Raw genomic sequence first — 13143 nt, 5'->3', positions numbered from 1 at the left:
ATGGATTTAAATATCTATTTAAACTGTTACCTCAATATCCGCAAATAAATACAAATAATCGTAATGTATCAGCGGTTTATATTTTATGTCGTGGATATGTTTTTCGGCTCGCGCACGATCGTACTGCGCCTTTCCTATCCCAACCGTTTTGCCGTTTTCCAATATAATTTTTAACAGATCGCCCTTTTTAAAATCTCCGGTCATTTTAACCACACCTGCCAAAAGCAAGCTGGTGGCCTTTTTTGAATTTAAGGCTTCAAATGCACCTGCATTAATATGCACTTCGGCATTGGTAAACGATTCGGAGTAGGCGATCCATTTTTTTACGGCCTTATATTTGACCCCTTTTATAAATTGGGTGTGTTCAACCTGATCTGCATCGGCGTTCAGCTCAAGTAAAATATTCTGCTTTGTTCCATTGGCAATGTGCACCGAAGTGCCCGACGCTGCTGTTTTTTGTGCAATGCGACATTTGGTGAGCATCCCCCCACGTCCGAAATCGGATTTGGTGGTTGATATATATTGCGACAAATCAGCTGTAGAATTGCCAATGGTTCGAATTACCTGCGATTGCACGTCATCAGGGTCACCATTATATATCCCATTAACATTACTCAAAATAAACAAGGCATCACTACCCATCATGGTTGCCAATAATCCCGCCAACTCATCATTGTCTGTAAACATCAAGGCGGTAACGGATACAGCATCGTTTTCGTTTATGATGGGAATTATACCGTTATCGCAAAGTGTAGTAACACAATTTTTCATGTTCAGATAATGCTCGCGCGACCTAAAATCCTGTTTGGTCACTAACACCTGCGCACATTGCATGCCATGCTTCTGAAAAAGTTTGGAATAGGTACTGATTAACTTTACCTGACCTACCGACGAGAGTAGCTGTCGCGACGAAACGGTATCCGCTTTTTTATCCACCTGCACCATAGACCTGCCGGCAGCCACTGCACCCGACGAAACCAAAATAACTTTTTTATTTTTGGCATGCAGCTCGGCTATTTGATCTACCAGGTGCGCAACCCGTTTTAAGTGGAGCGTTCCATCTTTTTGTGTAAGTACATTAGAACCTATTTTTATAATGATAGATTTGAACACGTGTTTATCGACTTTTATAATTTGAGATAAGAGAGCAGGAGCTATGAGCTTATCGCTACGCCTTCCCGTTCTCTATTTTGTTATACGAAGTTAACAATCCTTTTATCAATGCCGAACTAAATCCCTGGTGTTCCATTTCGTTGAGACCGGAGATAGTTACGCCACGCGGGGTTGTTACTTTGTCTATTTCTTCTTCGGGGTGGGTGCTCGATTTAATCAGCAAGTCGGCGGCTCCCTTAACGGTTTGGGCCGCTATCTGCAAGGCCAGCTCCGATCCAAATCCAATTTCTATACCCCCCTGGGTAGCCGCCCGGATAAAACGCAAAGCATAGGCAATACCACATGCGGCCAAAACGGTTGCCGACGACATAAGTTCCTCGGGTATAATAAGTGCCTTACCCACTTGCTCAAATAAGGTGAGGACGATTTTTTTCTGTTCCTCGTTGGCGTTATATGCCGAAACACAAGTCATTGATTCGCCAATAGCGATAGCCGTGTTTGGCATAGCCCTGAAGATGGGCATTGATTTTTGAAAATAGTTTTCAATGCTTGTAGATGCTATACCCGTGGCAAGGGAAATAATGATGGTACCGGATGCAATAATCGGTGCTATTTCTTCAACTATCTGCTGCAACTGAAATGGTTTTACCGCAATAAAAAGAATATGTGCATCAGCAGCAGCTTCTTTGTTATCCGCAGTTACATTAAAGCCTTCTTTTTTTATGTGTTCAAGCAAATGTAACCTGCGCCGTGTAAGGGTAATGTTTGATGGGGCAACAATTTTAGAGTTTACAATACCTTTGGCAATGGCCTGCCCCAAGTTTCCTCCTCCGATGATGGCTATTTTTTTATTCTTCATATTATTACTTTGTCCGATGTTGAGCAACATATCCGGAACAACACCTACGCCGTTCCATCAATCACTACTTCACACCATTTATATCTTTCCATTCCTGATTTTAAAAAATCCGACCATGACCTATAGTTTACATTGTGACTTTACGATTGCAACAAGCCTCATTCATCTATAACGACTCAGCTAATTTATCCAGAAACTGATCGGCTTGACTCTTCTGAAGATTTAAGGGTGGTAAAATTCGAATAATGTTGGCGCCTGACACCCCGGTAAATATTTTATCTTCGAACAGAAGTTTTTTTCTTAAATCTGTTATATTGTATCCAAAATCCAAACCAATCATCAAGCCCAGCCCCCTCACTTCGCAACCTCTTAGTTTTTCATGTGCTTTATCCATAATGTACCGGCCTACCTTAGCAGCATTTTGAATCAGGCTTTCCTGTTCCATCACCTCCAAAACGGCCAGTGCCGCAGCACATGCCAGGTAATTGCCCCCAAAAGTTGTTCCTAACATACCAAACCAAGGCTCAAAAGCATTTGAAATAAGCACTCCTCCTATTGGAAAACCGTTACCCATTCCTTTGGCCATGGTTACTAAATGTGGTTTTACCTTGCTGTACTGAAAGGCAAAGAACTTTCCGGATCGTCCGTAGCCGGACTGAATTTCGTCTAATATTAACAGGGCGCCATACTTATCGCAAAGATCGCGCAATCCTTCTAAAAAAGAAGCATCCGGAACAATGATACCACCTATACCTTGTATTCCTTCAATAATTACAGCACACACATCTTTTTTTGCAAGTTCCTTTTCAACGGCTTCCAAATCGTTAAGCTCAAGTATTACCGTTTGGTGGTTACTGTTGAGAGGGGCAATTATTTTGGGATTATCAGTAATAGCCACCGCTGCCGATGTTCGGCCATGAAAACCCTTTTTAAAGGAAATAACTTTTTTATTGCCCGTAGCAAACGAGGCCAACTTAAGGGCATTCTCGTTGGCCTCGGCACCTGAGTTACAGAGAAACAGATCGTAATCATCCATGCCGGATAAGTCGCCCAGTTTTTGCGCCAAATCTTTTTGCAACTGGTTTTGAACCGAATTGGAATAAAAGCCAATTTTATTAATTTGCCGGGTAATGCGCTCTACATAATGCGGATGCGTGTGTCCAATACTTATAACGGCATGACCACCGTATAAATCGAGGTATTTATTTTGTTCTTTATCCCATACATAACATCCTTGCGCTTTTACCGGCTCAATATTAAAAAGGGGATATACATCAAATAGTTTCATTTATTTTACAGACTTTAAGTAAGGGATTTTAAATTCACCCGGTTGCGTGTTGGCTTTGGGGAATTATTTTTAAGGGACTGTAATAAAGCTTATCTTAAAAAGCCACCGGTTTAAGCCGGAGTCCTTCACTTTGGTCCAGACCAAACATCAAATTCATATTCTGTACGGCTTGTCCTGACGCCCCCTTTACCAAATTATCAATCATACTCACTACCAATATTTTATCATCGTGTTTTTCGACATACAAAATGGTTTTATTGGTATTTACCACCTGCTTCAGGTGTGGGTTCACATCCGAAACCGTTACAAAAGGATGATCCTTATAATAGGCTTTGTACATATTAAGGACTTCTTCTTCACTCAGTTGGCAATCGGTATAAGCAGTGGCCATAATACCACGGGCAAAATTACCCCGAACGGGTATAAAATTTATAGCCTTCTCAAAACCTTTTTGCAATTGCTTTAACGACTGTCTTATCTCGCCCAAATGCTGGTGCGAAAAAGCTTTATAAACCGATACATTGTTATTGCGCCAACTGAAATGCGAGGTGGACGTAGGTTGTTGTCCGGCACCGGTGCTTCCTGTTACGGCATTTACATGTACCTCATTTAATTTTCCCACAGCGGCCAAGGGCAGTAAAGCCAATTGAATAGCGGTAGCAAAGCAACCGGGGTTGGCAATTTTATTGGCTCCTTTTATCGCTTCCAGGTTCAATTCGGGCAGTCCGTAAACAAAATCATTTTTTTCTGCCTCGAGTCTATAATCATGGCTAAGATCAATTATCTTAATGTGGTCGGGTATTGGCTTGCTACTTAAAAACTCTTTTGATTTTCCATGCCCCATACATAAAAATACTACATCAACCAGATCGGTATTAAGCTCAGCCGAAAATATTAAATCGGTATCTCCCAGCAAATCGGTATGCACCGAAGCAAGGGCATTGCCCGCATTACTAGTACTCTGTATGCAGGTTATTTCTACATGGGGATGGTGGAGTAAAATACGCAACAATTCCCCGGCCGTATATCCGGCACCTCCTACTATTCCTACTTTAATCATTGTTTTTATTTAGATAAGAGATATTTACATAATAGATAAAAAGTGCTGTGTTGCATTTTTACTTTACATTTAGTTTAGCCATCATCAACATCTCGTGTCGCTTATTTTATTTACTATCTCAGTGGTTTAATATCTAATCAATTTATTCTTCCGAACGGGATAGTATTCAAAGTTTATCCAATGGCTTTCAAGCTCTTTTGCAGCTGTTGTTGCCCACATAAAAATCAAATACAGCAGAGAAAAGGAGCTAAAGATTGCTAATCACTCTCATGTTTTGTATATAATGATTGCTATCACGTCCGGCCAAGTATCTCCCTCCCTATTCAATATCCAGTTGTCCCTTGTTTACGTTGTTAAAAATCTTAAGTTGATTACCCAAAATGGCCGTAAACCCTTTTACGTCTTCGCCGCTCCAGCCTTTGTTTACCTCGCCATAATCACCAAAGCCCGAGTTCATCAGGTCATAGTCGGATTCGATGCCCACGGTTTCGAAACGATAAGGGTATAGCTTTAAGGTGACTATTCCTGTTACATTCTGCTGCGAATTATCCAGAAACTTTTCTATGTCCCTCATTACCGGCTCCACATATTGCGCTTCGTGCAATAACATACCGTACCAGTTGCTTAGTTGCTCTTTCCAATACATTTGCCATTTGGTAAGGGTATGTTTTTCGAGCAGGTGGTGTGCCTTAATAATGAGCATGGGCGCAGCAGCCTCAAAGCCCACCCTTCCTTTTATGCCGATAATGGTATCGCCCACATGGGTATCGCGACCGATGGCATAAGCCGAACCGATGGCTTCTATTTTTCGGATGGCATCAACGGGGGTGGCAAAGGTTTCACCATTTACCGAGGCTATCTCTCCTTTATTAAACTCGATACTTAACTCTGATGGCTCCTGCTTTTCCAGCTGGCTGGGATAGGCACTCTCGGGCAGGGATTTGTTGGATGTAAGGGTTTCTTTACCACCAACACTGGTTCCCCATAATCCTTTATTAATGGAATAGTCCATTTTTTTCCAATCTTTTTCTACCCCGTGTTTAATAAGATATTTAATTTCGTCTTCGCGCGATAATGTTAAATCGCGAATGGGAGTAATAATCTGAATTTCCGGAGCGATAATCTGAAAAGTAAGGTCGAAACGAATTTGGTCGTTACCAGCTCCTGTACTACCATGGGCAATGTATTTGGCACCAATTTTACGTGCATAATCCACGATGGCATAGGCCTGAAAAATACGCTCAGAACTTACAGACAATGGATAGGTATTGTTTTTTAGAATATTTCCGTAAATCATATAACGAATGCAGTTACGATAATAAACATCCGTAACATCCAGTGTAACGTGTTTTGTTACACCCAAATCATATGCACCTTCCTGGATGGTGGCCAACTCATCATTTCCAAATCCACCCGTGTTTGCTATGGCCGAATAAACATCGAGGTTTTTTTCGTGCTTTAAATATTTAACACAAAACGATGTATCTAATCCACCGCTGAAAGCTAATACTACTTTTTCTGTTTCCATTATTAAATATGTTGTTTTACGGATTGCTTTTTATGCCCGTTTTTAGATTCATACTGTGAGAAGGCATCATCCCCAAAAATTCAGCATTGTTTTGATATGTCGCTTATTAACATAAGAAAGTAGGTTGTTTTTACTTTTCTCTCGAACCTTCTTTACATTCTTTTCCTTTTTTTTGTTCCCATTAAGAAAAACAGATTGTTTAAACCGCAACCATCTTTTGTAAACACTAAGGCTTTTTTGTTCTTCGTCACTTTTCTTTTTTATGCGCTCCGGATCGTACAACATACCGGTACAAAGGCAATGCTTACGATTTGTGCGGGTTAGGATATCGTAATTGACACAGCTTTGGCATCCTTTCCAAAACATTTCGTCGTCGGTAAGTTCCGAAAAGGTAACAGGCACATAGCCCAGTTCTGAGTTTATCTTCATTACGGCCAAACCGGTTGTCAGCCCAAAAAGCTTGGCATCAGGATATCTTTTACGCGACAATTCAAAGGCCTTGGTTTTAATAGCCTTAGCCAAGCCCTGTCCTCTATATTTGTCTACCACAATCAGACCCGAGTTGGCCACAAATTTATCGTGTCCCCAGGTTTCTATGTAGCAAAAACCTGCAAAATCATCTCCTTGTAAAGCTATAATTGCCTTACCTTCGTTTATCTTTTGAATTATATAACCTGCACTTCGCTTGGCAATACCTGTTCCCCTAACTTTTGCAGCTTCTGCAATAGTTTCCAGAATTTCGTCCACATATTTTAAGTGCGACTCCCCTGCTATACAAATGTTAAAATTATATTTCATCTGCTTCTCTTCTCCCTAATACTCTTTATTCTTAAGCCCCGGAATAAATGTGCTTAATGTATCAAATATATGACCTCGCGAAACACCCTCCCTCATTACAAGTAGTATGGTATCGTCGCCTGCAATGGTGCCCAATATCTCGTAAGGATCGTGCGTGTCGATAATAGAGGCTACCCCGTTAGCAAAACCCGGACGCGTTTTTATAACTACCAAATTACCGCTATAATTAATGCTCTCCACCCCACCAATCGGAAAATCATCGGATGAATCGTTCGAAGATTTTTCACTAAGCGACGGCAGTTCGTACACATAACCTTTGTCGGGGTGTGGTATTTTTGCTACTTTCAGAAACTTCAAGTCGCGCGATAAAGTGGCCTGCGTAGTTACAAACCCTAAATTTTCCATAAGCTGCAGCAACTCTTCCTGACTGCTGACCTTTTGTGTACTTATAATATGCTGGATTGTTGCTAAGCGTTGAGCCTTACTTTTCATTGTATATTTATTCAATTGCTTTGCAAAAATATACAGATTTTGAAATTATTCAAAAGATTTTACCAAAAAATTTCTATTTTTGCAGCCGAATACCATTACATCAATTTTTATAATAGCCAACAACAGATGAACAAAGACATTAAAAAGGTAGTAGTACTCGGTTCGGGTGCGCTTAAAATCGGTGAAGCAGGAGAGTTTGACTATTCAGGTTCTCAGGCCCTTATCGCATTAAAAGAAGAGGGTATCGAAACGGTTTTGGTGAATCCAAACATTGCCACTGTTCAAACATCGGATAAAATTGCCGATAAGATTTATTTTTTACCCGTAACTCCATTTTTTGTAGAAGAAGTTATAAAAAAGGAAAAACCGCAGGGTATATTATTGGCTTTTGGCGGACAAACAGCCTTAAACTGTGGCACTAAGCTATATCTATCGGGCGTATTGGAGAAATACAATATAAAAGTATTGGGAACGCCGGTTCAATCCATCATCAATACCGAAGACCGCGAAATATTTGCCAACATACTTAGAGAAATTGATGTAAAAACACCTGTCAGCCTGGCTGTAACTTCCGTAGAGGAAGCCCTTAAGGCATCCGACAAGATAGGCTTTCCGATTATTGTACGTGCTGCCTACACCTTAGGGGGAATGGGAAGTGGTTTTTGCAATAACAAACAAGAACTAAAAGAAAGGGCCGAAAATGCTTTTTCCTACTCGGATCAGATACTGGTAGAGGAATCGCTTAAAGGCTGGAAAGAAGTGGAGTACGAAGTAGTGCGCGACAAGTACAACAACTGCATCACGGTTTGTAATATGGAAAACTTCGACCCGCTGGGAATACACACCGGAGAAAGTATTGTAGTGGCGCCCTCGCAAACCCTTTCCAACACCGAATATCATAAATTGCGCGAACTGGCTATAAAAATCATCCGACATATTGGTGTGGTGGGAGAATGTAACGTACAGTACGCCCTGGATCCGGAATCGGAGGATTACCGCGTTATTGAAGTCAACGCCCGCTTATCACGTTCCAGTGCGCTGGCCTCCAAAGCTACCGGCTATCCCTTAGCCTTTGTGGCGGCCAAATTAGGTTTAGGATATGGCTTGCACGAACTCAAAAACTCAGTAACCAAAGTTACTTCTACTTTTTTTGAACCAGCTTTGGATTATGTAGTTTGTAAGATTCCACGTTGGGACTTGAACAAGTTTAACGGTGTGAGCAAACAAATAGGTAGCAGCATGAAGTCCGTTGGCGAAATCATGTCCATTGGCCGTACCTTTGAAGAGGCCATACAAAAAGGACTACGCATGATTGGGCAGGGAATGCATGGTTTTGTAGCCAACCAACCACTTAAAGGCATTGATGTAAAAACCGAACTGGCCGAACCTACCGACCAACGTATATATGCTATTGCCGAAGCTTTTAACATGGGCATGAGTGTTGAGCAAATACACGAACTAAGCAAAATTGACCACTGGTTTCTGGAAAAGCTCAAAAACATTTCAGATCTGGAAAAGGAATTAAAAACCTATTCAACACTCGAAAGTTTACCCGACGATTTACTCCGCTCGGCTAAAAGAATGGGATATTCGGATTTTCAGATAGCGCGTTGTGTTTTTAAAAGCACCAGCGAAGTTATTGGAAATGATTTGCTGAAGGTAAGAGCAGAACGCAAGAAACGCAACATACTTCCGGTTGTTAAACAAATCGATACCCTGGCCGGCGAATTCCCCGCTCAGATTAACTATTTATATTTAACCTATAGTGGCAGCCAACACGATATAGATTACGAAAAAGATGGTAATTCGGTAATTGTACTGGGCAGTGGTGCCTACCGCATCGGCAGCTCCGTGGAGTTTGATTGGTGTAGCGTAAACGCCCTCAATACAATACGCGAGCAAAATTACCGTTCGGTGATGATAAATTATAATCCGGAAACGGTGAGTACCGATTACGACATGTGCGATCGACTTTACTTTGATGAACTATCGTTTGAGCGTGTACTGGACATCATCGATCTGGAAACACCTAAAGGAGTTATTGTTTCGGTAGGTGGACAGATACCTAACAACCTGGCCTTAAAACTCCACGGGCAGCAGGTACCTATTTTAGGAACTTCGCCCGAAAATATAGACAAAGCAGAAAACCGCCAGAAATTTTCGGCCATGCTGGATAGTCTGGATATTGACCAACCCCGTTGGAACGAACTGACATCGGTTGAAGATATTTTTACCTTTGTAGATGAGGTAGGCTTCCCCGTGTTGGTGAGGCCAAGCTATGTACTGTCGGGTGCGGCTATGAATGTGGTGAGTAACAAAGACGAGCTGGAGCACTTCTTGAATTTGGCAGCCAACGTATCCAAAGAATATCCGGTAGTGGTATCGGAATTTATAGAAGAAGCCAAAGAAATAGAGGTAGATGCCGTTGCTAAAAATGGCGAACTGGTGGCTTATGCCATCTCCGAGCACGTAGAGTTTGCCGGAGTTCACTCCGGAGATGCCACCATTGTGTTCCCTCCGCAAAAAATATATATCGAAACGCTACGACGTGTAAAAAAGATAGCACGCGAAATTGCTAAAGCACTGGACATATCCGGACCGTTTAACATGCAATTATTAGGCAAAAACAACCAGCTAAAAGTAATTGAATGTAACCTAAGGGCTTCGCGCAGCTTTCCGTTCGTGAGCAAAATACTTAAGGTAAATCTTATCGATATCGCTACGCAGGTGATGCTGGGCATGGATGTAGAAAAACCAAGCAAAAACCTGTTTGACCTGGATTGTGTGGGTATCAAAGCACCGCAATTTTCATTTGCACGATTGGCCAAGGCCGATCCGGTTTTGGGCGTAGACATGTCCTCAACGGGCGAAGTAGGTTGCATAGGCGACAACTTCGACGAAGCCATCCTAAACGCCATGCTGTCGGTGGGTTACACCATACCCAAAAAGAATGTATTAATTTCGTCGGGTCCCGTGCGCTCCAAACTTGAACTATTGGAAAGTGCTCGTTTACTGAAGAAAAATGGATATAACATTTTTGCCACCGGTGGAACCCATAAATTTTTTGCTGAGAACGATGTGGAAACAACCCATATTTACTGGCCCAGCGAACCGGATTTGCATCCCAACTCTTTAGAGATGATACGCAACAAAGAAATTGATCTGGTAGTAAACATCCCTAAAAACCTAAGCACAAGCGAACTACGCAACGGCTATAAGATACGCCGTAACGCCATTGACTTTAATATCCCATTAATTACCAATGCCCGATTAGCTAGCGCTTTTATTAATGCATTTTGTAATATGGATATCGAAGGTATTAAGATTAAAAGCTGGCAGGAATATAAGTAAAACTCGAAGTACAATTAGATATGAATGAAGCAGAGCCGTCAGATTTTTTTTCTGGCGGCTTTGTTTTTTAAAAATTGAATTTCCTAAGGCGGTAAAAGCCCTAAATACAAATGATAACTAAGCTGCAATAGCCATTAATAATCTTAAATTAATACATTAGTTGAGATAGGCCAATGGGCCTTTAGTTTTGGAATCGTATCGCCGTTCAAACTCCTGTTTTTACTCCTAATTTTGCTTACACCTCTTTTGTAGCCAAGCATTTCTACCATTTGTTATTGTTTTCTTCCCTCAATAAATTTTTGTTATTTTGCTCCTTGTTTTAAAAGTATCATATCCTATGAAATCATTAAAATATGTAATTCTGGCATTTGCATGCCTTTGGTCGTTCACATTAGCAGCACAAGAAAAATTTGTTTTTGGATCCGAAACAGTAATTAAAACTACAGCGGTTAAAAGTCAAGACAAAACAGGTACTTGCTGGGCCTACGCCACGATATCCTTTATCGAATCGGAAATAATGCGAATGGGTGGACCGGAGCTGGATCTATCAGAAATGTTTATTGTTAAGCACGTATATCAGAAAAAAGCCAGACAGTTTGTTTTGCTGCACGGCATGGGCAATTTTAGTCAGGGTGGTCAGGCACACGATGTGATGAATGTGGTGCAGACACACGGTCTTGTGCCCGAAAACTATTACTATGGCATCCCGGACACCTCACAAAAACACAACCACAGCGAAATGGAGACCGCCTTAAGAGCACTGTTGGATGGTTACATCGCACAAAAAGAAGCTTCACCCTCGGATGTTTGGTTTAAGAATATTCAATCGGTACTCATTAATTATATGGGTAAAACCCCAACGCAAGTGCGTTTTAACAACAGGAACTACTCACCGGTAGAATATGCCCAGGGGCTGGGAATTGATAAAAACAACTATGTGGAGCTTAGCTCCTACACCCATCATCCATTTTACAAACCTTTTGATTTAGAAATACCCGACAACTGGTCGCATGACAGGTATTATAACGTGCCCATTGATGAATTGATTGCCACTATGAAGCATGCTTTAGATAACGGTTATTCTATTGTTTGGGACGGTGATGTAACGGAGGATTTCTTTTCGCATAAAGAAGGAGTAGCCTTTATCCCCTTAGATGAATCCCAAGGCTTTACCCCACAATTTGAGAAGCATGTAACACAAACAGATCGCCAAAAGGCTTTTTATTCGTGGCGGGCTACCGACGACCACCTGATGCATATTGTAGGAATGGCCAAAGACAAAAACGGAATACTTTATTTTAAAACCAAAAATAGCTGGGGCACAGAAAATAATCCCTACGGGGGATATGTGTACATGTCGGAGGAATACCTGCGCATGAACACGGTAGCCATAATGCTGCATAAACAAGCTTTAGATAAAAGCCTTGCCAAGAAACTGTTTTAGAGACGCTTTCTCGAGGAGAAAACTCAATAGCTATCCCGCAGAAAAACGGGATAGCTATGTTAGTTTAATAATAGGCCTGGCTACCCGTAGTACTATTTCCGGTAATAAGGATATCACCTTTGCCTATCTTCAAAGATTTTTTCCTGGATTTGCCTAAGGCTCTCAAAAAAGAATTATCCGATTTTAACTCAAACGCCAGGTTGCTTTTCGTATCCATCTGTATTTTAACATTTCCTTCGGTGGTTGTAAACGACGAAGAGGTGGTAAATGCCACTCGTGTGCCCACAATATTACCCTTTGAGCTTTGTATGGTATAAGCACCTTCAACATTGAACAATTTTAAGTTACCATTAAATGTTTTACACAAAATGTTTCCTTTGGCATTAGACAGCTTCATGTGGCCGCTGCTTGACTTTAAGTTGATATCTCCATCCACTTTTTCCACCTCCTGGTTGCCTGTACCTCCCTGAACGCTAAGTTTACCTTGCACATCCGATATAGCTATTGCGCCATTATAACAAGAGATATTGCAATTCCCTTTTAAGCTTTCCACCTTCACATTACCTGTTTTAGTATTACTTTTAAGGTCTCCCGTGAAATCACTTACACTTAGGTTGCCTACACCCGTGTTAACAGCAACTGTTCCTTGTACCGAATTAATGACTATATGCCCCGATTCTGAGCGAACACTTAAATTAAGCTCTTGCAAATCATTTACTTCTATTTTTCCCGATTGGGATACAGCATCCACGCTTATCCCTTGGGGTAACATCAGGGTAAGCTCCCCCCAGTGCGAGATCCACTCTTCGGGCTTAACCACATTTACATGCAAAATATCCTGCTCCTGACTAATCTTAATTTGATAAGCTTCCTGGTTTTCGTTTGATTTGATGATACCTGTAAAAGTAAGTTCTTGCTTATTATACCCTATCATTTTTAAGGTACAAAAATCGGCGTTTACCATCACTTTTTTAATGCCCTTGAATGTACTTTCTTTTTTTTGTGCAATTTCCTGGGCATAATTACTGCTCCAAAAAAATAATACAGTCAGTGTTAGTAGAAGTTTTTTCATGCTATAACGATTCAAAAGTTCTGTATAAGTTTATACGATTAAAAGTATTTGGTACGAAAAGCATTGCTTTAAAGTTTCATTAATAGCTTGTTATTACAATTAGGCTTATCCTACCCTTGTTTTACAACTAATATTGCT

Annotated in this window: 10 protein-coding genes; 2 read left to right on the top strand and 8 right to left on the bottom strand. The window is 41.1% G+C overall.

The window, feature by feature from the left end; genetic code table 11:
• Positions 1–18: 18 nt before the first annotated feature.
• The 7 genes from proB to FN809_RS06010 form a co-directional block, all read right to left on the bottom strand.
• The gene (gene proB, locus FN809_RS06040) at positions 19–1113 is read right to left on the bottom strand and encodes a glutamate 5-kinase (RefSeq protein WP_246095481.1); all 1095 of its coding nucleotides are present in this window, start codon (positions 1111–1113) and stop codon (positions 19–21) included.
• Between the two features lie 55 nt (positions 1114–1168).
• Entirely contained in the window at positions 1169–1972 is an 804-nt protein-coding gene (gene proC / locus FN809_RS06035) for a pyrroline-5-carboxylate reductase (RefSeq protein WP_142532593.1), read from the bottom strand.
• Positions 1973–2138: 166 nt separating this feature from the next.
• Positions 2139–3260: an aspartate aminotransferase family protein gene (locus FN809_RS06030; RefSeq protein ID WP_142532592.1), complete on the bottom strand. Its 1122-nt coding sequence runs from the start codon at positions 3258–3260 to the stop codon at positions 2139–2141.
• Positions 3261–3354: 94 nt separating this feature from the next.
• The gene (argC, locus tag FN809_RS06025) at positions 3355–4320 is read right to left on the bottom strand and encodes an N-acetyl-gamma-glutamyl-phosphate reductase (protein WP_142532591.1); all 966 of its coding nucleotides are present in this window, start codon (positions 4318–4320) and stop codon (positions 3355–3357) included.
• A gap of 319 nt (positions 4321–4639) precedes the next feature.
• Positions 4640–5848: an argininosuccinate synthase gene (locus FN809_RS06020; protein WP_142532590.1), complete on the bottom strand. Its 1209-nt coding sequence runs from the start codon at positions 5846–5848 to the stop codon at positions 4640–4642.
• A 66-nt stretch (positions 5849–5914) separates the two neighbouring features.
• Positions 5915–6646, bottom strand: coding sequence for a GNAT family N-acetyltransferase (locus FN809_RS06015; RefSeq protein ID WP_246095480.1), 732 nt, complete (start codon positions 6644–6646; stop codon positions 5915–5917).
• Between the two features lie 15 nt (positions 6647–6661).
• On the bottom strand, positions 6662–7138 hold the full coding sequence (locus FN809_RS06010) for an arginine repressor (protein ID WP_142532589.1): 477 nt from the start codon (positions 7136–7138) through the stop codon (positions 6662–6664).
• A gap of 39 nt (positions 7139–7177) precedes the next feature.
• On the opposite strand from FN809_RS06010, the gene carB reads away from it, so the two are divergent.
• Positions 7178–10489, top strand: coding sequence for a carbamoyl-phosphate synthase (glutamine-hydrolyzing) large subunit (carB, locus tag FN809_RS06005; RefSeq protein ID WP_246095479.1), 3312 nt, complete (start codon positions 7178–7180; stop codon positions 10487–10489).
• Positions 10490–10826: 337 nt separating this feature from the next.
• Positions 10827–11933 carry a C1 family peptidase gene (locus FN809_RS06000; RefSeq protein WP_142532587.1) on the top strand — a complete coding sequence of 369 codons (1107 nt, stop codon included), beginning with the start codon at positions 10827–10829 and terminating at the stop codon, positions 11931–11933.
• A gap of 64 nt (positions 11934–11997) precedes the next feature.
• Here FN809_RS06000 and FN809_RS05995 read toward each other — a convergent pair whose 3' ends face one another.
• Positions 11998–13005: a DUF4097 family beta strand repeat-containing protein gene (locus FN809_RS05995; protein ID WP_142532586.1), complete on the bottom strand. Its 1008-nt coding sequence runs from the start codon at positions 13003–13005 to the stop codon at positions 11998–12000.
• Positions 13006–13143 lie beyond the last annotated feature (138 nt).

The sequence above is a fragment of the Saccharicrinis carchari genome, assembly GCF_900182605.1.
In the GTDB taxonomy this organism is placed as follows: Bacteria; Bacteroidota; Bacteroidia; order Bacteroidales; family Marinilabiliaceae; genus Saccharicrinis; species Saccharicrinis carchari.
Note: the sequence above shows the minus strand (reverse complement) of the source record. Positions and strands in the feature narration are given on the sequence as shown.

Excerpts from the sequence above, each read along its gene's own strand:
- FN809_RS05995 (WP_142532586.1), bottom strand. The coding sequence starts at position 13,005 with ATGAAAAAACTTCTACTAACACTGACTGTATTATTTTTTTGGAGCAGT.
- FN809_RS06020 (WP_142532590.1), bottom strand. The coding sequence starts at position 5,848 with ATGGAAACAGAAAAAGTAGTATTAGCTTTCAGCGGTGGATTAGATACA.
- FN809_RS06015 (WP_246095480.1), bottom strand. The coding sequence starts at position 6,646 with ATGAAATATAATTTTAACATTTGTATAGCAGGGGAGTCGCACTTAAAA.
- FN809_RS06000 (WP_142532587.1), top strand. The coding sequence starts at position 10,827 with ATGAAATCATTAAAATATGTAATTCTGGCATTTGCATGCCTTTGGTCG.
- FN809_RS06010 (WP_142532589.1), bottom strand. The coding sequence starts at position 7,138 with ATGAAAAGTAAGGCTCAACGCTTAGCAACAATCCAGCATATTATAAGT.
- FN809_RS06030 (WP_142532592.1), bottom strand. The coding sequence starts at position 3,260 with ATGAAACTATTTGATGTATATCCCCTTTTTAATATTGAGCCGGTAAAA.
- proC (WP_142532593.1), bottom strand. The coding sequence starts at position 1,972 with ATGAAGAATAAAAAAATAGCCATCATCGGAGGAGGAAACTTGGGGCAG.
- argC (WP_142532591.1), bottom strand. The coding sequence starts at position 4,320 with ATGATTAAAGTAGGAATAGTAGGAGGTGCCGGATATACGGCCGGGGAA.